The organism is Solibacillus sp. NPDC093137, from assembly GCF_050280445.1.
GTDB lineage: Bacteria > Bacillota > Bacilli > Bacillales_A > Planococcaceae > Solibacillus > Solibacillus isronensis_B.
In genome coordinates, this window is sequence record NZ_JBNNVH010000001.1 from 1575785 (window position 1) to 1600554 (window position 24770).

23 protein-coding genes and 1 riboswitch are annotated in these 24770 nt (G+C 38.7%); of the genes, 3 read left to right on the forward strand and 20 right to left on the reverse strand.

Features of this window, described 5'->3' with window-relative positions; translation table 11 throughout:
* Positions 1 to 466 precede the first annotated feature (466 nt).
* Positions 467 to 1885: a DUF6612 family protein gene (locus tag ACQKN3_RS08105; protein WP_427710685.1), complete on the forward strand. Its 1419-nt coding sequence runs from the start codon at positions 467 to 469 to the stop codon at positions 1883 to 1885.
* Positions 1886 to 2022: 137 nt separating this feature from the next.
* Positions 2023 to 2880, forward strand: coding sequence for a YitT family protein (locus tag ACQKN3_RS08110; protein WP_427710687.1), 858 nt, complete (start codon positions 2023 to 2025; stop codon positions 2878 to 2880).
* Between the two features lie 50 nt (positions 2881 to 2930).
* On the opposite strand, the gene brnQ is transcribed toward ACQKN3_RS08110, so the two are convergent.
* The 13 genes from brnQ to ACQKN3_RS08175 all read right to left on the reverse strand — a co-directional run bounded on the left by brnQ (position 2931) and on the right by ACQKN3_RS08175 (position 17061).
* Complete coding sequence (brnQ, locus tag ACQKN3_RS08115) at positions 2931 to 4283, reverse strand: branched-chain amino acid transport system II carrier protein (RefSeq protein ID WP_251688952.1); 1353 nt, start codon at positions 4281 to 4283, stop codon at positions 2931 to 2933.
* Positions 4284 to 4460: 177 nt separating this feature from the next.
* Entirely contained in the window at positions 4461 to 5036 is a 576-nt protein-coding gene (locus tag ACQKN3_RS08120; RefSeq protein ID WP_427710689.1) for an ECF transporter S component, read from the reverse strand.
* Positions 5037 to 5278: 242 nt separating this feature from the next.
* Positions 5279 to 5452: riboswitch (FMN riboswitch) on the reverse strand.
* Between the two features lie 104 nt (positions 5453 to 5556).
* Positions 5557 to 6774 carry a hypothetical protein gene (locus tag ACQKN3_RS08125; RefSeq protein ID WP_427710691.1) on the reverse strand — a complete coding sequence of 406 codons (1218 nt, stop codon included), beginning with the start codon at positions 6772 to 6774 and terminating at the stop codon, positions 5557 to 5559.
* Positions 6771 to 7304, reverse strand: a complete 534-nt coding sequence (locus ACQKN3_RS08130) for an RNA polymerase sigma factor SigX (protein ID WP_251688958.1) — start codon at positions 7302 to 7304, stop codon at positions 6771 to 6773. Before ACQKN3_RS08130 ends, ACQKN3_RS08125 begins: the two co-directional genes overlap by 4 nt.
* A gap of 162 nt (positions 7305 to 7466) precedes the next feature.
* Positions 7467 to 9242 carry an ATP-binding protein gene (locus ACQKN3_RS08135; protein WP_427710693.1) on the reverse strand — a complete coding sequence of 592 codons (1776 nt, stop codon included), beginning with the start codon at positions 9240 to 9242 and terminating at the stop codon, positions 7467 to 7469.
* A complete protein-coding gene (locus ACQKN3_RS08140) occupies positions 9235 to 9951 on the reverse strand; it encodes a response regulator transcription factor (protein ID WP_353056557.1) in 717 nt (238 codons plus the stop codon). The genes ACQKN3_RS08135 and ACQKN3_RS08140 overlap by 8 nt, the downstream gene beginning before the upstream one ends.
* 189 nt (positions 9952 to 10140) lie before the next feature.
* On the reverse strand, positions 10141 to 11325 hold the full coding sequence (gene ccsB, locus ACQKN3_RS08145) for a c-type cytochrome biogenesis protein CcsB (RefSeq protein ID WP_251688963.1): 1185 nt from the start codon (positions 11323 to 11325) through the stop codon (positions 10141 to 10143).
* On the reverse strand, positions 11322 to 12980 hold the full coding sequence (locus ACQKN3_RS08150) for a cytochrome c biogenesis protein ResB (protein WP_251688965.1): 1659 nt from the start codon (positions 12978 to 12980) through the stop codon (positions 11322 to 11324). Before ACQKN3_RS08150 ends, ccsB begins: the two co-directional genes overlap by 4 nt.
* Before the next feature lie 13 nt (positions 12981 to 12993).
* Complete coding sequence (gene resA / locus ACQKN3_RS08155; protein ID WP_251688967.1) at positions 12994 to 13527, reverse strand: thiol-disulfide oxidoreductase ResA; 534 nt, start codon at positions 13525 to 13527, stop codon at positions 12994 to 12996.
* A 107-nt stretch (positions 13528 to 13634) separates the two neighbouring features.
* Complete coding sequence (locus ACQKN3_RS08160) at positions 13635 to 14378, reverse strand: pseudouridine synthase (RefSeq protein ID WP_251688969.1); 744 nt, start codon at positions 14376 to 14378, stop codon at positions 13635 to 13637.
* Between the two features lie 357 nt (positions 14379 to 14735).
* Positions 14736 to 15710, reverse strand: a complete 975-nt coding sequence (locus ACQKN3_RS08165; RefSeq protein ID WP_251688971.1) for a D-alanyl-D-alanine carboxypeptidase family protein — start codon at positions 15708 to 15710, stop codon at positions 14736 to 14738.
* 12 nt (positions 15711 to 15722) lie between these two features.
* Complete coding sequence (gene scpB, locus ACQKN3_RS08170) at positions 15723 to 16313, reverse strand: SMC-Scp complex subunit ScpB (RefSeq protein ID WP_251688973.1); 591 nt, start codon at positions 16311 to 16313, stop codon at positions 15723 to 15725.
* Positions 16279 to 17061: a segregation/condensation protein A gene (locus tag ACQKN3_RS08175; RefSeq protein WP_251688975.1), complete on the reverse strand. Its 783-nt coding sequence runs from the start codon at positions 17059 to 17061 to the stop codon at positions 16279 to 16281. The genes scpB and ACQKN3_RS08175 overlap by 35 nt, the downstream gene beginning before the upstream one ends.
* Positions 17062 to 17207: 146 nt before the next feature.
* On the opposite strand from ACQKN3_RS08175, the gene ACQKN3_RS08180 reads away from it, so the two are divergent.
* Positions 17208 to 17708: a DUF309 domain-containing protein gene (locus tag ACQKN3_RS08180; protein WP_427710698.1), complete on the forward strand. Its 501-nt coding sequence runs from the start codon at positions 17208 to 17210 to the stop codon at positions 17706 to 17708.
* A gap of 1 nt (position 17709) precedes the next feature.
* Here the strand turns inward: ACQKN3_RS08180 and ACQKN3_RS08185 are convergent, their stop codons facing one another.
* The 7 genes from ACQKN3_RS08185 to ACQKN3_RS08215 form a co-directional block, all read right to left on the reverse strand.
* Positions 17710 to 18069, reverse strand: coding sequence for a GNAT family N-acetyltransferase (locus ACQKN3_RS08185; RefSeq protein WP_251688979.1), 360 nt, complete (start codon positions 18067 to 18069; stop codon positions 17710 to 17712).
* Positions 18070 to 18263: 194 nt separating this feature from the next.
* Positions 18264 to 19583: a diaminopimelate decarboxylase gene (lysA, locus tag ACQKN3_RS08190; RefSeq protein ID WP_427710700.1), complete on the reverse strand. Its 1320-nt coding sequence runs from the start codon at positions 19581 to 19583 to the stop codon at positions 18264 to 18266.
* 103 nt (positions 19584 to 19686) lie between these two features.
* Positions 19687 to 21132, reverse strand: coding sequence for a spore germination protein (locus ACQKN3_RS08195; RefSeq protein ID WP_251688983.1), 1446 nt, complete (start codon positions 21130 to 21132; stop codon positions 19687 to 19689).
* A gap of 61 nt (positions 21133 to 21193) precedes the next feature.
* A complete protein-coding gene (locus ACQKN3_RS08200) occupies positions 21194 to 21961 on the reverse strand; it encodes a SigF/SigG family RNA polymerase sporulation sigma factor (RefSeq protein WP_079525741.1) in 768 nt (255 codons plus the stop codon).
* A gap of 12 nt (positions 21962 to 21973) precedes the next feature.
* A complete protein-coding gene (gene spoIIAB / locus ACQKN3_RS08205) occupies positions 21974 to 22414 on the reverse strand; it encodes an anti-sigma F factor (protein WP_079525739.1) in 441 nt (146 codons plus the stop codon).
* The gene (gene spoIIAA / locus ACQKN3_RS08210) at positions 22399 to 22761 is read right to left on the reverse strand and encodes an anti-sigma F factor antagonist (RefSeq protein ID WP_427710703.1); all 363 of its coding nucleotides are present in this window, start codon (positions 22759 to 22761) and stop codon (positions 22399 to 22401) included. Before spoIIAA ends, spoIIAB begins: the two co-directional genes overlap by 16 nt.
* A gap of 231 nt (positions 22762 to 22992) precedes the next feature.
* Positions 22993 to 24765, reverse strand: coding sequence for a SulP family inorganic anion transporter (locus ACQKN3_RS08215; protein WP_427710705.1), 1773 nt, complete (start codon positions 24763 to 24765; stop codon positions 22993 to 22995).
* Positions 24766 to 24770 lie beyond the last annotated feature (5 nt).

Sequence of the window (24770 nt, forward strand, 5' to 3'; positions counted from 1 at the left end):
TAATCGCATAATTCGAACATTTTAATTCCACAAAAAGAACCGTACGCCAAGAACAGCAATTAGCATACGGTCACCGAAGTTTCATTCTTTTTTATGTGAGCTTTCCTCTATTTTTAAAAGTTGTTTACATTTAAGTTAGTTCCACCTGATTATTACAGTCCATGTCACAGTCATAATTAAAATACAAATATATTTCAAAATTATGGACTTTATTGAAATAATTATAAGATATTAATATATAATGGATATATGTGATCTGGCATACTAAAAAAATACTTAACTACTCTTACAAATAATAGAAATTAACTTTCCGTTACCCGGAAGCTTATCCATCTTTCCTGCCGGTCACTTACTTTGTTTCTAATTCATTAGCTGCACGAAAACAGCTGCCGAATTAAGATAAAGTCTTTTGCAAATTACGCATGACACATATGAATATTTGCTTAGGACAAGGAGGATATTTAGTATGAAAAAGAAGTTTTACACATTTGCAGTTGCTTCATTAGCAATGACAACAGCAACGGTAGCCCCAGCTTCAGCTGCCGTAAATTTCACAGATGTCGCTGAAAACAACATACATTTTAAGGCGATTACAGAATTGCATGCAGCCGAAATTATTAGTGGTTATCCAGATGGAACATTTAAACCCGCGCAGAATGTGACACGTGGACAGGCAGCTAAAATTATTGCCGGTGCACTTGGTCTTGATACGGAAAATGTGGTCAATCCTAAGTTCACCGATATTCCGGCATCACATCAGTACTACGGTTCTATCGCAGCATTGACTGCACTCGATGCAATTAAAGTGTATGAAGATAACACTTTCAAGCCAAATGAAACAATTACGCGTGGGGAATTTGCTTATATGCTCGCTAAAGCATTGGATTTAAAAGCTGAAGGCGACAGCCCTTTTCATGATGTGACTGGGGATAATGAATACGCTTATGTCGTTACAGCTTTATATGAATACGGTATTGCAAAAGGCATAAGTGATACGGAATTTGGTGTAGAGAAATCGATAACACGCGGTCAACTAGCAACATTCATTTTCAATGTAGTACACGAATTCACAGAAAGTGATACAGAAGCGTCTTCAACGGATTCAGCGCTATTAAAAACCATTTTCACAAAGGCAATCGAAAAACAACAAGCTACAACTAGCATGAAAGCAAAAATGACAATGACACAATCGATGGATATCCAAGATGGGGAAGAACGTATAAAAATCGATACTAACGGAAAAATGGATATGTCAATTGTCAATAAACCTATGCAGTTCTTCATTGAAGGAACAATGTCTATGGTCGAGCCAACAACAGGCGAATCGATTGATATGCCTTTAAAAATGTATATGACAGAAAAAGATGGCATGTATATGTATGAAGGCACGTCAGAAACTTGGATTAATTATCCTGCCGACATGTTTGAAGAAATATTAACGCAAGCTGGCGCACAAATTAATGCTGCTGATCAATTAGAAATGTTGCAGAAATTTGCAACCGATTTCAATATCAAAGAAACGGATGGGTATTATACATTAAATTTGAAAGGTACTGGAGATAACTTTACCGCTCTTATACAAGAACAAATGTCTGCCATGAACTTAGGTTTGGACGAGGAAGTACTGGCCGATATGAAAAATTTAAAATACGATAATTTTTCTTATGAAATCAAAATTAATAAGGAAACATTTGATATAGAAGAAATGGTAATGGACTTCGGATTCGGCATGAACCTGGAAGGTGTTGTAATGAATATAAAAAGTAAATCAACTATGAAATATTCAGATTTTAATACAGTACCAACAATAACAATCCCTGCCGAAGCTCTGGAAAACGCAAAATCTTTGGAGGATTTAATTGAATCAGAAATAGGAAATAAATAATTCCCAAAATTCCCATAAAAGCTGTCAGGAAAAAGCATTGTTTTTCCCGATAGCTTTTTTTTGAAAAAATGGGGCAATGAAAAGTAATATCGCTATTATTCATGTATAATTGTTACCGTATATTGAGGGGGAATTTTATGTCAAAGCAACACATAGCAAAGTCAATCGGACAAAAAATCATCGTTATTATTGGCGGTTTAATCGCTGCTTACGGATTAGAAGCAGTATTAATACCAAATAACGTATCGGATGGTGGAATCACGGGGATTAGTATTGTCATCTCTCAGCTAACACCAGTATCATTAGGCCTGCTGATCGCCATACTAAACATTCCGTTTATTTACTTAGGATATAAACAGATTGGAAAAACCTTCGCAATCAACTCCGTTATCGGTATCACATCATTAGCAATTGGTACTTCGCTTATGCACCATGTTCCAACTATTATTACTGGCGATGCATTGCTTATTACAGTTGTAGGGGGAATTATTTTAGGTATTGGTATGGGGTTAGCGCTTCGTAATGGTGGCGCTCTTGATGGGATAGACATGCTTGCAGTGTTACTATCGAGAAAATTGCCTTTCGGTACAAGTGATCTCATTTTGTTTTTAAACTTTTTCGTTTTCATCATTGTATCGTTTGTATTCGGCTTTAAAGGTGCTTTGTTATCGGCAATTGCTTATTATATCGCATCAAAAGTTATCTTGATTGTTGAAGAAGGACTTAGCGGCTCTAAAACATATAAAATCATTACAAAAGAGCCGCTTAAAATGGTCGAAACAATTCGAGATCGTTTAGGAAGAAGCGCGACTTTCAGCACAGTATACGGTGCATACTCCCATCAGGAATTTCAAGAAATTACGTGTGTAATCAACCGGATGGAAGAAAGTAAGATAAAGGGTATTATTCGAGAAATCGATCCGAATGCCTTTGTGACAGTATACGAAGTAGTCGAAGTTAAAGGTGGAAGCTTTAAAAAGCAAAATATCCACTAAAACAGAAAATGGTTGTGTAAAAGGAAATTTTCCTTTTACACAACCATTTTTTAATCCGTATTGATTTCATTCGTGCGATTCGGAATACATAATCCGATAACCGCTCCTACTAACGCCGGAACAATCCACCCTAAACCAATGGAATAGAGCGGTAGGTAATCTGCGTAAAAAGCTGAAATAGAAGACAGCACACTCACTTCAAATGCCGGCACACTTCCGATTAACGCATTGTACCCATCAATTATACTAATAAAGAATACGAGTAAAATTGACCCTGCAAATACAGTCCTTTTGTAGTGAAATAGCGGTCCTAGAAGCGCCAGTATTATTAACACTATTGCCAGAGGGTAAAGGAACATCAACACTGGAATTGCATATGTAATAATATTTGTTAATCCAAAGTTTGCAATGATAAATGAAACAACACATAATAGGACTACAAATGTTTTATAGCTGATTTTCGGAAACACTTCATGGAAAAACTCACTGCATGAAGTAATGAGCCCAATACTCGTTTTTAAACATGCAAGTACAATAATAATCGCCAACAAAATTGCTCCGTATGAGCCGAAATAATGATCGGCAACCGCAGCAAAAATTTGACCGCCATTGTCAAATGTACCAATCGCCGTTATACTCGATGCTCCCATGTAAGCAATCAGACCGTAAATCAGCATCATTAATGCCATTGCGAAAATACCTGATTTCCAAGTCGCTTTTGCAATTTCTTTCTTATCTGTAATCCCTGTTCGCTTTATCGCATGGATGACAACAATACCAAACGCAAGCGAAGCAAGTGCATCCATCGTATTATAGCCTTCTTTAAAACCTGTCATAAACGCCTCGTTAATATAAGTTCCAGCAGGCTCAACGAATTTCCCCATTGGAGAAAACAGACTAATACCGATTAGCACAAATAAAAATACTAAAAATGCCGGTGTTAAGTACTTCCCTATAATGTCCATGATCTTCGCCGGATTTAGTGAAAAATAAAAAACGATCGCGAAGAAAATAAAACTGAATACCGCAAGCCACAATGTCGCCTGTGAAGGATCGATAAACGGTTCAAATCCAACAACAAACGGTACTGTTGCTGTACGCGGAATTGCAAAAAATGGCCCAATCGTTAAGTATAAAGCCAATGCAAAAAACAATCCAAACATCGGATGTACTTTACTTGCCAAATCGCGCAATCCATTACTTCCCGACAATCCGATTGCCAGAATTCCTAAAAACGGCAAACCAATTGCCGTAACTAAAAAGCCAATTAGCGCAAACCAATAGTTTGTCCCTGCCAATTGCCCCATTTGAATCGGAAATATTAAATTTCCTGCTCCAAAAAACATCCCAAACAGCATCGTTCCGATTACTGCATAGGTTGAAAATGGTATTTTCTTGTCCATCATATTCTCTCCCAAGATGTCATTTCATGGTGTTTTAATGAAACGTCCTAATTTTCTTAACAATGTACAATATCATATCAGCCCTATAACAGAATGACAATAGTAAGAGTAAATATAAAAGGAGCGATGTCATAAAGTTAACACTTTTATGACATCGCTCCATAATTTATTATTTAATTAAGCTAAATATTGTCTGCGCTGATTTTCAATCCATACACGCATTGAACGGTAAAGCATCGTCACGACCACAAACATCATAATTCCTTTAACAATATTAAACGGTAAAATACCTAACACGATTGTTTCGTACATATTATATTCGAAGCCTAGTAAGTACGTGTACAGCGGTAAGAACGCCACGTAGTTTAATGCCGCCATTCCAAGTGACATTACAACTGTAGAAACAACTAAGCCTGTCATTAACCCTTTTGCAGAAGGGAATTTTTTATAAATATAGTAAGCTGGTAAAATGAATAATACACCTGTAGCGAAGTTAGCCATATGACCTACCGGAATTCCTTCAGGAGCCCCTGTGTAAATCCAGTCAAGCACATTTTTAACAAGTTCAACTAGGATACCTGCAACAGGTCCCATCGTAATTGCCGCAATCAATGCTGGCACATCACTGAAATCAATTTGTAAAAACACCGGGAACCATGGTAGTGGGAAGTTTAACAACATTAGCACAAATGAAACCCCACTCAGCATTGCGATTGTTACGAATGATCGTAACTTTAAACTTCTTTTTTGCATATAAATCTCTCCTCTTTGCTGATTCCATCTCGCAAGAAGAAAGGACGTATCAAATCATTCCATGAAAAAACCCTTATGCTAAACTAGAGCATAAGGGAGAAATAGGCACACTTAAATAAAGGGTCTATCTGTGCATTTGCAGCAATTCCTGTTTTTTGTATACGAAAAATATTCCGTTTACAAATAAGGAATTAGAAATAAGTACTGCAAAGCACGGCATTTTCAAAAAATGACGACCGTACCTTCACCTTCTCCCATCCAGACTATACTGTCGGCTTTGGAATTGCACCAAATCCTGCACACAAAAGTGGCTCGCGGGCTCGAAAAGTTCGACATAAATTCCTCCAAGTAAATGGTCAGAAGTTATAACTTTTATTACCGCCGGTCGGGAGTTACACCCTGCCCCGAAGATGAATCAATATGAAATTATGTAGCAATTACCTTGCTATAACTATTATTATATATAAAAAAAAGGAATTGTAAAGCCCATTGCTTACAATTCCTAGTAAAATTATTTGAATTATTGAAATTCATAATGAATACGGTTCGCCGCGATCGGCTTATCTACCGGTTTTGTGAAGTCATAACCGCCCCATTGTTCCTGTACGATATTTTCAAATTTTACCTGTTTATCAAAACTTGCTGCTGTCATTATTAATCCTTCAATCATTCGCATTCCTTGAGCTGGTTCATAATTGTCCAAGTTTAAAGGTTCTTCAAATGTAATTGTTACGATCGACTTAGCGTCTTCAACTTTTAAATATACACCCGGCAATATAACCGTTCTGTATATATCATTCGCTTCCACCGTCATATTTTTGATTGCTTCTTGCACATCTTTAAAGCTCATTCGGAAATTGGGACTTAAATATACCGCTCCATTCCGCATCTGATACATAAAATAATTATATTGAGCGTTCTCATCATTTAATAAAAACGGCTCTTTTACGTCGCCAATATGGTCAAAGTAAATTGGTTTTCCGGCCGTATTTTGTATTTCTACTTCCATATATTCATCTCTGAAAGTGTCGACAAGGGAACCGAGATAATTTGATAAGGAAGCAGTTCCCGCATCATATTGGTGATCTTCCGGCAACATATGAACAAGCCTGTTCCCTTCCTCACGCAATTCGCCCTTGTAAGGATGGTATTCATTAAAGCCTAACGACTGTTCGTCAAGCAACGGACTGAACGTGTTATAAAGTTCCAGCTTCGTCGGATTTTCTGTACCCGTTTTTTCGGCAACAATCTCATTTGGAATCAATATGCTTACAGGTACACTTTCTGCATCATCCCCTGCAAGACCAATTGCAAATAATGTGTTTTCCTCTAGCTCGCTTTCATAAACTAATGTTTGCTCCGGTTGAGCTTCCGTCGAAAAACTATTAATCATGGAGCGTTGTGTAGATGCATCTTCCTTCGCACTCATTGTCATACTTTCTTCCGATTCCGGAGTGGCAAGATCGAATGTTTCATTCTGCATAGTAACCGATTCATTATTACCTATAAATTGCGCGCTGATTAAAACAATAATAAATATTGATGCAATCGAGACGAATAATGGCGCCCAACGTATACCTTTTTGATTGTTTTGCTCTATGTGAGGCGGATCTTCATTAAATGCTCCTTCATCCATTAAACGATTAAATACCTCATCTTTTGAACGATGATCAGTTACTTTCGGTGCTTTTTTCAGAAAAATTTCAATCTCTTTTTCATCCCAATGCTCCTTTTTCATAATGGATTCGCCTCCCTTCCTTCTTGCGCTTCCAATAGCAGCCGCAGATTCTTTAAAGCACGGTGCTGTGTCGTTTTAACTTTTCCTGTCGTCCATCCTAATATCTCCGCTGTTTCCTGAATTGAAAGTTCCTGAATATACCGCATAATAATCACCATTTTCTGATCACCTGAACATTCCTCCAATGCAACCAGTAATTGATGGAGCTGGTCATTTAATTCGGTGAATTGTTCAGGTGAAGGGATTGGGCTTACGAGTTGCTCTGTCTCCCAATCAAAAGCTGTAAATGCATGTTTATCTCGAACTTGTTTTTTTCTGAAATAGTCAATCGCCACATTTTTTGCTATAGAGAACAGCCAAGTTTTTTCCGAGCTTTTCCCTTCGAATCGCTCGTATGATTTTAATACACGAACGTATACTTCGTGGGCAAGATCCTCAGCTGCGGTACGATTTTTCACTAAGTAAAATAAGAAATTAAAAACATCCTGATGATACGTATCGTATAATCGATGGAAAATGGATTGCTGCACCCATCCCACCTCCATTCACGTAATTTGTCGTTTTCGAAACAGAAAAGTTACAGTAATCATCCTTTTACGAACGAATTAGTCTATTAAAAAGAAAAGTTTATCACTTTGAACGATTCAAAATGATAAACTTTTTTATACTCATAATTCCATTACCCCACTTTTTTAAGATAATGGCAAGTAAAATGTAAAGGTTGTTCCTTGCTTTTCCACACTATCAACAGAGATTCTGCCGTTATGTGCTTCCACAATGTTTTTCGTAATGGCCAAGCCTAAGCCCGTTCCGCCTTTCGAACGAGTACGTGCTTTATCTGCTTTGTAGAACCGTTCGAATACATATGGCAAATCATCTTGCGGAATGCCCTGCCCTGTATCCCTAATTTGAATTTTTGCATAGTTTTGCTCATTTGCCATAGAAACAGTTACCGATCCATCGGCTGGTGTATGGCGAATCGCATTGTCGATCAAGTTCGTTAATACTTGTTCGATACGGTCCTCATCAATCGAAATAAGCGTTTCATCCGAAAAGTCAGTTTCAATCTGCAGTTGCACATGCTTTTCTTTCGCTGTTTGGTCAAACTTATGTGTCATCCGTTCAATAACCGCTACTAATGGCACGTCTTCCTTATACAGACTCATATGTCCTGATTCCATCCGCGCCAAGTCAAGTAAATCTGTTACGAGACGACTCATACGCTGTGATTCATCGTAAATTACCCGGATCATATCAATACGTTCTTCCTCTGTTGTCACAACCCCATCAATAATTGCCTCCGAATAGCCTTGTAGCATCGCGATTGGTGTCCGGAGCTCATGTGAAACATTGGCAATGAAATCCGATTTCAGTTTTTCCAGTTTCGTTTCCTCGGTTTTATCGCGTATAACAGCGACTGCACCACGAATGGAGTCTCTGCTGTACAAAGGACTAATCGTTATACTGTAATAGGATTTACCCATTTCAAACTCTTCGTCCAGCTGATCCTCGAAATTCAACACATGGTCAAGCATTTGATAAAGTTCATCCGGTATCGGCTTTGAGCTATCCAATCCTTTTTCGACGAACCATTTTTGCAGTAGTCGCTCTGCAGGAGGATTGCTCACTAAAATCGTCTTATCGCGATTAAATGTAATAACAGAATCGGTCATCGATGTTAAAATGCTCGATAATTGTTCTTTTTCCTGGTTGATCACTTCCAAATGATGCTTCAATTGACGGCCCATCTGGTTAAAGGCGACGGCAAGCTGACCAATTTCATCATTTTGCTTCGTTTCAATTTTTGAATCGAAACGCCCCTTTGCCAATTCAAATGCATGCTCTCTCATTTTACGCAATGGAAGCGTTATCTTAGAAGAAAGGAAAAATGCAAAAATTGTCGTCAATATAAATGCAATAGCCGCAGCTAACACAACAATTTTCGTCGTTTCATTACTAGTCTGGTGTAAAGCATCGGGGTTTTTGTAAATAAAGACGGCCCCATGTAGATCTTCAACACTTTTAAGCGGGAAGCCTAATACAATATAATTGGAGCTGTTCGCTTCTTCTCGATTCGAAGGTAGCGTCAGTTCCTTTACTATTGGCTCTGCTGATGCATATACTTCTTCAAATGCTTTGCTGCTTATAATTTTTTGCTGAATTTCTTCTTTATTAATGCCTTCTTGTCTTGCATACAATATTTCATCTGAACTTTTGGCGATAAGTACGTTTGTCGTTTCCGTCAATAACTCCGAGATGATTGCAAACTGCTTATCATCGATCTCTTCTTCATCGATAATACTCGCAATGGCTGCGGCTGTTTGCCTTAATGAAATCTCGGACTGTTCGTTATGATAGTTTTCAAGAAACTCCAACATGAAAATTGTAAAAATAAACAGGACAAATGAAACGAGAAGCAAAATGGTTACCCATAGCTTCCCGACAATACTTGTTGCTATTCTAATCATTTACGACCTCGAATTTATAGCCTACTCCCCAAACCGTAACAATCATTTTTGCTGCATTTTCAGAGACACGGTTCAGCTTTTCACGCAGGCGCTTTACATGTGTATCAACTGTGCGCAGGTCACCAAAGAAATCATAATGCCATACTTCTTTTAATAATTGCTCACGGTCGAATACTTTATCGGGTGACTTCGCCAAAAAGTATAATAATTCATATTCTTTCGGTGTTAAATTTACTTCCGTTCCATCTGCTGTCACACGATGTGCATCATGGTCGATTGTTAAATGCGGGAACACAACTAAATCTTTAGAAGATGAAGCATTTGAAACAGGTGAAAATACTGCTGAGCGTCGTAATATTGCTTTTACACGTAATACGACTTCTCGCGGACTAAATGGTTTCACAATATAATCATCCGCACCAAGTTCAAAACCTTGTACACGGTTTGCTTCTTCACCTTTTGCCGTCAACAATATAATAGGCGTTGTTTTCTTTTCGCGCAGTTCAGCACAAACTTCCAAACCATCTTTTTCAGGCATCATAATATCCAACAAAATACAATGATAATCTTTTTCAAGTGCCATCGAAAGTGCTTGTTCTCCATTTTCCGCTTCTTCTACTGTATAGCCCTCACGCTCTAAATACATTTTTAACAAACGACGAATTCGATCCTCGTCGTCCACAATTAACACAGAAATATTTTCAGACACTGGTGTTGCCCCTTTCAAAACTCTATTTCTCTTCTCTATTGTACCTTTTTAGCGAACGATTGAAAAGAAAAGCCCAATCATTCTGATTGAACTTTTCTAACTTTATGACAGTTTATTATTTATTTTGCATAGAATTGGAAACTATCAAAATTGCTTTAAAAATAGTGTAAAAAGCAAATTGTTGTCACATTATGCATAAGAGTGCAATCCAGCGATAACTAGATTAACTACGACTAAATTGAATAAAATAATAAGGAAACCGATTACCGTAAGCCATGCACTCTTTCTTCCTTCCCAACCTTTTGAGAGGCGAAGGTGTAAAAATGCTGCATAAAACAGCCATGTAATAAGTGCCCATACTTCTTTTGGATCCCAGCCCCAAAATCGGCCCCATGCTTCCTGTGCCCAAATCATCGCAAAAATAAGCGCGCCTAATGTAAAAATCGGAAAAGCAATTAAGATTGAACGGTAGGCGATTTCGTCCATCAGCGTCGAGTTCACCCGTTTCACTAATGGCTGGAACATTTTCGCTATCTTTCTTCTAAAGATCAGTCGAATCAAGATATAAATGATTGTACCGAATAGAACAGACCAGAAAACAGTTGTTAGCTTTCGTGCATCAATCAATGCAGGCAACTCAAATAATGGTGTCATACGGTCTTCAGACAGTTCCACATATTCATTCATACCGAAAACAGCCGGCATCAAATACGTAGATGTATTGACTTGATCCAATGTATCAACGTATTCATACTTTGCTTCATAACCCATGGCGTTGAATGTAACCGTTGCTGCAACAAATCCTACGACTAGTACACAGCAGAACATGACTGTTTCCAGCCAAAAGCTTTCTTTTGAGCGCTCGTCCATATTCACATTTCTGAGCAAGTAAATAAGTCCGGCTACCGCACTAATCCCAAAAATCGATTGCCCTAGTGCTGCAGTCGTAACATGTATCGTCAGCCAATGACTTTGCAGTGAAGGTACTAAAGGACTTACCTCTGTCGGGAACATAGAGGCAAAGGCAATTATCAATAATGCAATTGGTAAAGCAACAACACCTAATGCCGCAACTTTATACGTAATGTAAATGACGATAAACGATAGTACTATGAACATACCGAATGCTGTAGTAAATTCAAACATATTACTAACCGGTGCATGTCCTGTATACGCCCAACGCGTAATGAAATAACCTAACTGTGCAACAAAACCGATAATTGTAACAACAAGGGCAATTTTACCGTATTTATCCGCCCGTGTTGCTGCCGTGTCATTTTTCACTTTAATTGCGCCTGCAAATAAAAATGTACCAACTAAGTAAGAAATGAATGCAGCATACAGTAAATAACCGCTTAAATCGATTAAACTCATAAGGTTTTACCATCCTTTTCTGTTTCAACATGTTCATTGTTTTCTATTTCCTGTTGATCTACGTATTGCGGTAAATGAGCATGCTTCGTTAATGCATCTAAATCTTTTTTCATACTAAACCAGTTTTTATTGGTATGTGCCGCCAGACGTATTGTTCCATCCGCCAACTGTTCAATCCATATACGGCGATGATTCCAATAGGAACCGATTGCAACACCAATCATAAAGATAATACCCCCTACGATTAGAATAGGGATTGTCCGATCATAACGGATCGTTAAACCAGACATATGGCGTGTTTCCACATTTGAAAACTTCATTTTATAAATATTGTCACCTTCAGGCTCAAGTGTTTGCTGAATCGCAACAAAGCTTGTTTCTCCTTCAGGTGTTTCAGGAGTAATCATTTTAAAAATAAATGCCGGATTATTCGGTGTTTGGGACACAGTTTGCGGTACGCCTTCTTTAAAACCTGAAAAGTCCGGATAATAACCCATTAATTCGACTTGTGCGCCATTTTCGAGCGTATACACTTCCTGCGGGTTCGTTAAATCAATGCTAATTTGACCAAGCGATTCTTCCGATTCCTTATTCGTTAAATCAAACACCATTGTTTTAATCTCATTTAAACGGAAATCCATCTGATAAAATGCATAACCCTCATGCTTCAGCGGATGGTTTACCTGAATTCCGTATTTCGTTACTTCTTCCAGGTTTTCCGCCTGTCCCGGCACACTGTTTTCTTTCTGTTTATACAATGTCACGTCTGTCTGGAAGTTTTTCGCGACTACATTGACCCCTTGTTTGATCTGCTCGCCCTGGGGAACATTGTCGTAAGTTTCAAGAATAAATTTGTCATTCTTCAGAAAGTACCCGTCCATACCTGGTACAGCACGTGTCTCGCCTTCACGAAGCCACATCGATTCATCCACGTACATGCCCGGTACTAGATGGAGCATGACCCCAATCAGAAAGACAATTAATCCAACATGGTTTACGTAAGCACCATAGCGGGAAAAACGCCCGCGTTCCGCTAAAATGGAATCATTTTCACGACGCACATTGTATTTTAAATTTTTTAAAGATTGTTCAACGAGCTGGAGCGTTTGTTCAGGCGTTTCACTTGGTTTCCCTTCACCGATAATTCGCTGACGCTTCATAAAGTTTGTATGTCGTTTCACTCGTTGATTTTTTAAAGATTTATGTAATGGAATTCCTCTATCAATACTTGCAATAATAATGGACACACCTAACATTAATACAAGTAATTGGAACCATAGGGATGAATAAAGATCCGATAAACCTAACGCGTAGTATATTTCACCGAACCATCCATAAACATCTGAATAGTACTTTTCCTTCTCCGGGTCTGTTGCTACGCTTATGTAAAACTCCTGAGGCAGTATTGTACCAATTGATGCTGCTATTAAATTGATAATAATGAGCGTAATTCCGACTTTTACACTTGAGAAAAAATTCCAAACCTTATCAATAACTGACTTGTTATAAGTTTTTGAACGAATGGCTGTCCCTTCGTACCGCATATCTGCAATTTTTTTGCTTTTTTCCTCTGCGGATAATGGAGAACCGCATTTTTGGCAGAGTGTTGTACCTTCAGGATTTTCATGCCCGCATTCACAAAGTAGTTTATTCATTGCGTAAAAACTCCTATTCCGGCTTTATTGACCCCATATATTGCACAATTTCTCCTTCGGTCATTTCTCCAGTAATAATACGGTCTATTGTACCGTCGGGTTTAATGAAAATTGATGTAGGCAGGGGTCCAATATTATAGGCAGTGAAAACACTTTTCGTTTTATCGATCGCAACCGGGAACGTCATCCCCATATTCGCGACATATTTTTTTACTTCGAATTCAGACTGTGCGAAGTTAACGGCAATAATTTGAACATCCTGGCCCTTAAATTCCGCATATTGACGAGTCATTGCAGGGAATTCGCGTTCACACGGCTCACACCATGTACCCCAGAAATTCAGTACGACACCCTTTCCCTCGTAGTCTTTCAATCTATGCTTTTCACCATGCAAATCTACTACTTCAAAATCAGGCGCCTGTGCCCCGGCTTGTACAATATTAATTTTATCTTTCGTTACGGCAGCGTAAACTGTATATCCGATTGCGATTGCTAAAATGGTTAAAATGATACCGCGAGTCACAGAACGTTGTTTCTTTTTTTCCAAAATAAAAAACCCCCTTCCACTTCAGCAACTACTGTTGCCTATTATAGCAAATTATTACAAAATTTAAATTCTTTTCTTTCAGAATGATTTATGAATTTCTTAAACTATTAATTGTTATACTCAATTTTTCCTGTTTCAGCTAATACACGTAGTAGTTTTACTTCATGTTTTGTCAGCTGACGGTATTCGCCTGGGCTAAGTCCAGTTAAATCTAAAAATGCAAAGCGCTCACGTTTTAATTTCACGACAGGTGTACCGATTGCTTCAAACATACGACGGACTTGACGATTTCGCCCTTCATGAATGGTAATCTCACAAATCGCTTTACCAGCATTCTCATCAAAGCTTGTCATGCTAACTTTTGCAGGAGCCGTTTTTCCGTCTTCCAGCTTAATTCCGTTTTGTAGTTTCATTAAACCTTGTTTTGTTGGAATCCCTTTAACACGTGCAATATATGTTTTATCGATTTTGAATTTCGGATGTGTCATTAAGTTTGAAAACTCGCCGTCATTCGTTAAAAGCAATAATCCAGTCGTATCATAATCTAAACGACCTACCGGGAAAATACGTTGGTGAACATGCTTTTTAAAAATATCAGTTACTGTTTTTCGACCTTTATCATCAGTTACTGCTGAAATATAGGCACGTGGTTTATATAGCAGGAAATAAACTTTATCTTCTTTTTCCAGCTTTACGCCTTCAACTTCAATCGTGTCCGAGTTGGATACTTTTGTACCAAGCTCTTTAACTACGACTCCATTTACTTTTACTTTACCTTCTACGATTAATTGCTCTGCTTTACGTCGTGATGCAACGCCTGCATAGGCAATCACTTTTTGTAATCTTTCCATAAGTTCACCTCATTGATTGATAAACTGCAAAGACGCATACTTCTTCAGCATTCGTCCCTGCACTTTTCATTTACTGCTCTGTTAATTATTAAATACTATTGCTGTAATCCACAAATACGAGCGAAAATAAATCCTTAACGAATAAAAATTATGTCATACTTTTAGAACTTAATCAATTACGCTCTGGCGTAATTGCGTCTTGTTCGGCTTTGAGGCCCACAGGATGTGGGTCAGTCAGCCGTTGTCTCATGATGCGACGCTTTAAAGCTGACTTCCTTTTAAGAACTCTTTTTCGAATCCATGACATCTCCGGGGGCTTAACTTCAATCCTGAAGTTAAAGTATTTCACTTTATGGATTATTTTACTGTAACGAGTTTTGATGATACGAGCGATTCATCTGCGTATAAAAGCCAAACCCCTCGATCCGACCCTTTCAGCCGTGAAACTTTAACAATATGCTCAAAATTCGGTCGTTCTTTCTTATGAAGCAGCATTTGGAACGGTTCATCTAACTCGATTGCCAACCCGTTCGCATTATATTTCCCTTTTTTCACAATCGTTTTATGTTCAAAATTATTGTCGACAAAATCCGCCAAGTTCCGGTGGATATTCCAATCATTTCCTTCGTTAATAGTAACGACAACAAATGACTTTTGTTCCCGTTCAAAATAAGTTGCCAATGTTCTTCCAGCCACTTTTGTATAGCCTGTTTTCCCTGCAACGGCTCCTATCTTCTCATGCATAAGCCGGTGTTTATTTCTCCACTGCCTGCCATCCGAAAAATTTTGAGTAGATGCAATTTTTCTGAACTGTGGATTCATCATCGCAATTTGCAGCATCTTTGCCGTATCGTAGGCAGAGGATAAATGGGCTTCATTGTGCAGCCCTGTAGGATTTGTAAAAGTTGTTTCATTCAATTGATAAAGCTCTGCCTTCTCGTTCATAAGCTGAACAAAGCCCTCTACAGATCCTCCAATATGTTCCGCCAGCGCAGTAGCGGCATCATTTCCTGATTGCATCATTAAACCATGAAGCAAGTAATCAATCGTATACGTCTCGTTTTCCAATAAATAAATTGATGAGCCTTCAACAAGCGAGGCTTCCTTCGAAATGACAACTTCATCGGTAAGCTCACTATTTTCTAAAACAACCAGGGCCGTCCAGATTTTTGTCAGGCTGGCAATCGGCAGGCGTGCATGTTCATTCACACCCATTAATGTCCGTCCATTTTCCGCATCGATAACAACATAGCTATTATACGCCGCCTGAATTTGTGACGAACTACTCAAAAATACGAACAATACAACAATAGAAACAAACCACTTTTTCAACAGGCCACTCCTTTAGTTTTGGTTAAATGTTTCCTGGAACTTCGTTAAAAATAAATCAGTCGGCTGATCATCTTCCTGATCGACTTCTTCCGGTAAAGGCGGCAATTCTTTAATATTTTTTAAGCCAAAATAATTTAGGAACTCTTTTGTCGTACCATATAAGATTGCCCGTCCTGTTCCTTCCGCCCTGCCAACTTCCTGTACGAGCGCCCTAGAAACGAGTGTCGCAATCGGGCGTTCGCTTTTCACCCCTCGCAGATCTTCCACTTCCGCGCGCGTGATCGGCTGCTTATACGCTATAATTGCCAGAACCTCTAATGAAGCTGCGGTTAATACTTGATTTGTCGGGTTTTCAATTAATTTTTTCAATGTGTCCGTCACTTCCGGTTTTGTTGTTAACTGATATGTACCGGCAAGCTGTTTTAATGTAATTCCCCGCATTTCCTCCTCATTGTAATGAGACAGGAGCTCGCTTAATCCCGCTTCAATATCCATTGGTTCTACTTCTATATATTGTGCAAGTTGTTTAACGGTCATACCTTCATCACCAGCTACGAATAATAGTGCCTCAATTCGGCTCAGTAAGTTGTTCGAATTCATCATTGATCTCCTCTTTTGTCAGTAATACAGATAAATCATCGAAGTTATTTTGCTGTTCGACAAAAATCACTTGGCGCTTCATTAATTCCAGTAATGTTAAAAACGTCAATACAAGCATTGGCTTATCCTCTGCTTCAAACAATTGCGAGAACATCACTCTTCCGCCTGCATTTTTTAAAATGTTCACAACGGAACGCATTTGTTCCTTCACTGAAATTTCCTGTCTTGCGATACGCGTTGACAATGGTTTTTTCAACTGTTTACGACGCATCAGTTTTTGGAACGCACTTAACATATCGTAAACATTTACATTTTGATCAAAAAGCGCTAATTGTTCTTCCGGCATAAATTCCGACAAGTCTGCCGGCGCTTTCGTGAACACTTGCCCGCGTTCTGTTTCCAATTCCTGAAGTTGAACAGCTGCTTCTTTATACTTTTTATATTCGATTAAACGTGCAACAAGCTCTTCCCGTGGATCGACCTCATCTATTTCGAGCTCCTCTGCATCGATTTCGTTTTCATTAATCGGAATGAGCATACGGCTTTTAATCGCCAATAATGTTGCGGCCATTACTAAATACTCGCTTGCTTCATTCAGTTCCAATGTTTGCATCGCATGGATATGATCAATATACTGTTCCGTTAATTCCGCCATTGGAATATCATATATATCAATTTCCAAACGATGAATTAAATGCAATAATAAATCTAGTGGCCCGCTAAAGGCGTCTAGTTTCACTTCGTAAGACATAAAATACCACCTATCGTTAATCGGAAATTATCATTAGCATCTAATTCGCTATGATTAATTTTACGTTTTGCTAGTTACTTTATTCGTCAAAATTCAACAAAATATAGCAGAACCTATCTAATTAGTATAGAGGAAAGGGGACAACAATGCATCCTTTGTTTCATCCACTATTTATCGATTATTGCGCCTATTTTAATGGCAATAATGACTATTTTGAATGCCATGAAGTTTTAGAAGAATATTGGAAAGAAATTGCACCAAAAGAAAAGCTCCATCCGTTAGTAGGCTATGTCCAGCTTGCGACAGGTATGTACCACTTTCGGCGGGCAAATGTTACTGGCGCTGCACGCATAATGGAGAAAGCCATTGTTAACTTTGAGCTGAATGATAATAGTCAATTTTTCGAGTTTATCGATGTAAGACAACTGCTTCGCCTAATGAAAAACCAACTTCGAAAAATGCAGGAAAATGAACCATTCGCACACTTTACACTGCCTATTACAGATCGACAGCTTCAAGAATTGGTACATGAAAGAATAAAGTCGATTCCTCTAATGGATTCACACTTTATTTTCAATAAACATATGCTTCGGGACCGGACTGAAATACTTGAAGCTAGAGAATTAAAAAAAAGAAGTCGACAGTAAATTAGTCGACTTCTTTTAATATAGGTATACATTTCTGGACAAATGCACTTGTGTCTTCATTCGCTTGAATATGCTCATACCCCATATTCCGCAGTTCATGTAACATCTTTAATGCGACACCTTCACCCCGATACGATGGGATGACTGTAATATGTTGGACGATTGCAGCATCTTTTTCTTCTGCAATCCCAATAGCCCCTACATATTCTTCGCCATTTTTCCATAAGAAAAGTGTCCAATTTTCATTTTGATCATAATGTTGAATGGTTTCCATTAAGCGTTTAATATCTTTTTCTTGTGGCATTAACGAAATTAATCCCATTGCAATTTTTTCAAGTGCTTTTTTATATCGAACTAACATTTTACATTCCCTCAATTCTACCATTGCACATCCTATCAAAAGATCGACCGAAATGCAATAACACAATTTTCCAACGTTCAGTTTGAAAATTTGTAAATTAGCGGACTAATAATGTAAATAAACAAGAGCGACCAAATCACAATTCCAATTAATAGACCGAAACCCCATTTAGCTTGCTTTGATAATTTCAACGGCTATTCACCCTTTGTAAATGTTAACGGCAAATCATTTGTCACTAAATCTTCATAGCTTTCACGTTTAATCGCTAATTGGTGCTCTCCATTTTCAACGAACACAACTGCCGGTCTTGGAACACGGTTATAGTTTGATGCCATCGAATAACCGTATGCCCCTGTACAGAACATCGCTAAAATATCACCGGTATGTGCATTTTGTAATGACGCATCAATAATTAACTTATCTCCTGACTCACATAGCTTACCTGCAACAGTGTATGTACTTGTTTTTGGATCATTTGCTTTATTGGCAATTATCGCTTCATATTTTGCATCGTAAAGTGCTGGACGGATATTATCGCTCATCCCGCCATCAACAGCAATATATTCACGCACATTTGGTACTGTTTTCTGAGAACCGATTGTGTACAGTGATGTACCAGCATCTCCAACTAGAGAGCGGCCTGGCTCTATCCAAATTTCCGGCATTGCCAAATTAAGTTTTTTACTTTCATCCTGCACTGTTCGAATCATGTCCGCAACATATTCATGAGGTTCTAAAGGCTTGTCCTCTTCTGTATAACGGATTCCGAAGCCACCGCCAAGATTCAGTACCTGTGCAATAAAACCGTGCTGTTCCTTCCATGCACCCATTTTTTGCATTACTTTACCTGCTGCCAAACTAAAGCCTTCTGTTTCAAAAATTTGAGAGCCGATGTGGCAATGTAAACCTAATAGTTCGATATGTTCATCGTTTACTACTTGCTTAAATGCCTCATCAGCTTGTCCATTATTTAAGTCAAAGCCAAATTTAGAATCTGCTTGACCTGTTGTAATAAAATCATGTGTATGTGCTTCAACACCTGGTGTTACACGTAATAAAATTTTCATTTGCTGATTTTTCTGCTGTGCAATTTCTTTAATTAACGAAATCTCGTAAAAGTTATCGACTACAATACAACCGATTCCCGTTTCAAACGCCAATTCAAGTTCGGCAACCGATTTATTATTGCCATGGAAATGGATGCGATCTGCCGGGAATCCAGCTTTAATCGCTGTATAAAGTTCTCCTCCTGATACAACATCCAGCGACAGGTTTTCCTGCGCAGCTAACTGATATGCCGCAACACAGGCAAATGCTTTAGAGGCATAAGCAACTTGCGCTTTTACACCTAATTGTTCAAATGTATCGATAAAGTCGCGTGAACGTTTACGAATTAACGCTGTATCATAAACGAATAACGGTGTCCCGTATTGTTTTGCCAATTCAATTGTATCTACTCCGCCAATTGTTAAATGGCCGAGTTCATTAATTTGCTGTGTTCCATATAAATGCATCGTATTCTCCCCTGACTTTAGCTAATCCTCGCTAATATTCTCAAAAATCACAAAATATTATATGAGAACTTTAACATAGGTGTCAAAGTGATGCAATTCATGTTTATACACGTTTTCGCTTTTTTGCGTTCACTATAAATGGTCTTGGAGCATCCTCCGACATAGGTGTCCGAATAATGACACGTGCGAACGCCTTTGGGAAAAACGGAACAAGAGGCCATAAATACGGAACATTCATCGGCTTTAATGAGCATAAGTACGTAAAAATCAGGAATCCGCCAATAAAGAATCCATTGATACCAAATAACGCCGTCGCACTTAACAACATCAAACGGAAAACTTTCACTGAAATACTCAATTCGTAGTTCGGAATAGCAAATGTAAAAATTGCGGTAATCGCGGTATATAAAACAATTTCACTTGAAAATAGTCCAACGTCAATCGCAATTTGTCCGATGATAATACCGGCGATTAAACCCATTGCAGTCGATAACGGTGTCGGTGTATGAATCGCAGCAATTCGCAAATATTCAATTCCGATATCCGCAATTAATATTTGCAGGAATATAGGAATTTCACCACTTTCATTTATCCCGATAAATGCTAACTTATCGGGGAGTAACTCTGGATGTGTAACGAGTAAATACCAAAAAGGAAGTAAAAGAAAACTTAAAATAACCGCTCCAAAACGAAGAAACCGCATCATCGTACCGACTAACGGCGCCTGGCGATATTCTTCCGCATGCTGCAGCAAATGGAACATGGTGACAGGAATAAGCATTACAGAAGGCGATGTATCGACCATTATCGCAATATGCCCCTCTAAAATATGGGCAGCTACAATGTCAGGCCGCTCCGTATAACGCACAAAAGGCAACGGGTGATATTTCTGTTTAAACAGCCATTCCTCCAGCGATTTGTCACTCATCGTTAACCCATCATGCCTAATTTGCTGAAGTCGTTCAACAAGCCAGTTAAGATGCTTATCATTGACTAAATCACTCATATAGGAAAGAACGACATCTGTTTGACTATAGGTCGTTACATGGTGCATTTGAAATCGCAGCTTTTCACTTCGAATTCGTCGACGAACTAATGCCGTGTTCAAAATAATATTTTCGGCAAAACCATCGCGCGAACCCCGAATAACCTTTTCATTATCCGGCTCTTCCGGATTCCGACCCGGATAATTCCGGAATTCCGCCAAATAACAATAACCGCTCTTCGTTACAAAGCCTACCCGGCCACTTAATACGCCGAGCATAAAGTCATCAATCGATTTCGCTAAATCTACCCCATAATAATTGAAGTGGGCGTGAAAATAGTCCTGTTCATCCAGAATTTCTTCTTCCTCATTGTCACGCTGTAATTCCGAGAGAATTTCTGTCAAACTGTCTCCATTTACGAGCCCGCTCACATATACCGTTAATGTCGGCAAATTTTTGATCATAATTTCTTTAATACATAAATCAAAATTTTTATCTGGTTCAAATTGTGAATTAAAAAATCCTTCTGCAATTTTCATTGATGTAAAAAGCTGATTTGTCATTTTTTCACCGCTTATTCATATTTAGTCTAATGCACCATGGAGTAATTGCGGGTCACTTAACTTATCTGCTTAATGTAGACTGATCCATCCATGATTTCAACTGGGCTAGTATTTTCTTTTCCAATCGTGATACTTGTACTTGTGAGATACCGAGACGATCGGCAATTTCCGTTTGGGTTAAATCCAGATAATAGCGGAAATAAATAATCGATTGTTCCCGTTTCCCTAGTCTCTTCAACATGTCTTTCAATGGCACATAATCAAATGCAAGCTCAGACTTATCGTCACGCATCTGATCCATTAATGTAATGGAATCTCCATCATTTTCAAAGAGCTGATCATGCAAACTTGCCGGATCACGCATTGCATCAGTTGCCAATAAAATATCTTCTTGTGAAACTTGCAATATTTCAGCCAATTCTGCAACAGATGGAGGTTTTTCATTCGTTTTTAAATAGTCATCAGTCGCATGACGAATTTTGTAATTCAATTCCCTGATAGAACGACTTACCTTTACCATGCCGTCATCTCTTAAAAAACGTTGAATCTCCCCAATTATCATCGGCACTGCATATGTGGAAAATTTCACTTCATAGGACAAGTCGAATTTATCAACCGATTTCATTAAGCCAATACAGCCAATTTGAAACAAATCTTCCAGTTCAACACCTCTTGACGCAAAGCGTTGAACGATAGACCAAACAAGTCTAGTATTTCCTTCAATCATCGTTTTTCTCGCAACTTGATCGCCTTGTTGTGACTTTGCGATTAGTTCACGCATATAAGCTTGCGTTAATAACGTTTCAGATGACTGCTCGATGTTCCCCATCCCCTTATTTCGTTATGTCACGAGTGTCCCTATTGGCAAAATTTGTTTTGTGAATGTTACGACTGTGCCTTTTCCTAGTACGGATTCTACTTGCAGGAAATCCGAAAAACTTTCCATGATTGTAAAGCCCATTCCGGAACGTTCTAGCTCCGGCTTCGTTGTAAATAATGGCTCACGTGCTTGTTCGATATCTTCAATTCCGCAACCTTCATCTTTAATTGTCACACTTACTTCTGAACCGTAACGAACCGCATAAACCGTAATGATGCCATGCGGATTATCGGCATAACCATGAATAATGGCATTCGATACAGCTTCTGATACGATTGTTTTACATTCCGATAGTTCTTCAATTGTCGGATCGAGTTGTGCCATAAAGCTTGTAACGGCAATACGTGCCAACCCTTCATTTTCACTGCGCGCCAAAAAAGTTAGCGTCATTTCGTTATCCATTGACAATCCCCCTCGCTATGTGAAATAACTTGCTGTTCAGATGCAAATTGTATGAGATTTCCTAAACCGGAATACTGGAATATTTTTTGCATCGTTTTTGACGGATTTAACAAAATTGTTTGTCCATCGACAGCTCGGAGTTCTCGCATTCTGCCAAGCACTAACCCAATTCCGGAACTGTCCATAAAATGCAATTGCTCTAAATTCCAAACGAGTAATTTTACATTTCCTTGTAAAATAGCTTTCGATATATGTGTTCTCACTTTTTCTGTCTCATGATGATCCAGTTCGCCAAATAGTTGGACAATCAATACATCATTTGGATACATCGTTAAATTAAAGTTCACCTACATCGCCTCCTTCTTGCATGCAAATTCGGCAAGTTGAGAAATAATCCTATCTAGCTGACAAAACTAGTGCTCATTCGTTAAAAGTAGTGCTCGTGCGACAACTAAAATCAGTATAGGTAGCGCGGTCTATTTTTAATCATTCCTAACATGAAAAAAGAGACTGAACAGAAAGTTTTACCTTTCCATTCAGTCTCTTATTCTTTGTTCTTTTTTTTACTTTTATACATGTTATATTGTTGCTTCGGTCAATTTTTTCTGTACCTGCACTTCATGCTCCGATGGTGGGATGCCATTTGCTAGCAATTGGCATTCTTTAAACGCATAGTGCGTGCATCCAATACATTTATTTAACTCGATATACTGGCATGCCGCTGATATTGCGTCACTTGTCGTATGATAAAAATGTTCCGCTTCCATTAAATCATATAACCCGCTTCGCTTTAGCATCTGCTCTAATCCCGGCTGAACATTTGTTACGAAAACTTTACCGCCAAATGACTTTATATGTTGAAGGATATTGCGGAAATACTCTTCCCCTGTCGAATCGATATACGGTACCTTTCGCATTCGAAGGATAAACACTTTCGGACGTTCCTGTATTGTATTCAGCAGCGTCTGTTCAAACTTTTCAGCAGCACCGAAAAATAGAGGACCTTCTATTGTATAAATACTGATTTGTGGACAATCATGAAAATCCGATACAATCTGAGGCTGCAACTTTCCGTTCGCTCTCTCCATATTCGGCAGCACTTTGGAAACAGTCAGGCTATCGCTCATACTTTTCGCAAAAAGAATCACCGCTAAAATGAGTCCAGCCATTACAGCAACCGTTAAGCTCATAAATACAGTCAATAAAAATGTAATACATAGAACAAGCGAATCTCCGGATTTCAATTTTAGAATGTGTACGAAATGGTGACGTTCGCTCATATTCCATGCGACCATCATGAGTACAGGTGCTAAACTCGCAAGTGGAATATGTACCGCTAATGGCGCGAGCAATAATAACGTGATTAAAACGAAGATACCATGGATTACCCCTGACATTGGCGAAACAGCACCGGATTTAATATTAGTAGCCGTTCGTGCAATTGCACCGGTAGCAGGTATTCCTCCAAAAAACGGTGTCACAATATTGGCAACCCCTTGCCCGATCAATTCCCGGTTACTGTTATGTTTGCTGTTCGTCATGCCGTCTGCAACAACCGCCGATAGCAGCGATTCAATTCCGCCGAGCATTGCAATGACAAACGCTGGCCCGATTAGCATATAAATTCGCTCAAATGTAATTTCCGGAATATGGAACTGAGGAAGTGTATTCGGTATTGCACCATATGTGGAGCCAATTGTCGCAACATGCCCCTGTAAAAAAAGCACCGTTACAACGGATGACACAAGAATTCCAATAAGGGCACCGGGCACTTTCGGTAAAACTTTCGGTGCCATAAGTATTAATGCGAAGCTTATAATTGCAACGAATAAACTATAAAAATTAACACTTTCAATATGGGAAGCAATTTCAAGAACATTCATATGAAACTTCTCATGCTGCTCCATATTTGTTAACCCTAAAAAATTTCCGATTTGTCCGGTAAAAATAATGACGGCAATCCCTGCTGTAAAACCGACTGTAACGGGCCTCGGGATAAATTTAATCAGGGACCCCAGCCTGAAAATCCCCATCAGCAGCAGCATAACCCCCGCCATTAAACCTGCGATGAGCAAGTTTTCATACCCGTAAACGAGCACAACTCCAAGCAAAATCGGAACGAATGCACCTGTCGGACCGCCAATTTGGAATTTTGAACCTCCTAGTAAGGAAATTAAAATACCTGCGATAATTGCTGTGTAAATTCCGTATTCCGGTTTGACCCCTGAGGCAATGGCAAAACTCATCGCCAACGGTACAGCAATAATCCCGACAATCGTCCCAGATAATAAATCCTTTTTGAAATGGGCGAATGAATAGCCTTCAAATCTTCCAGACCACTTAACTTTCATAGTAT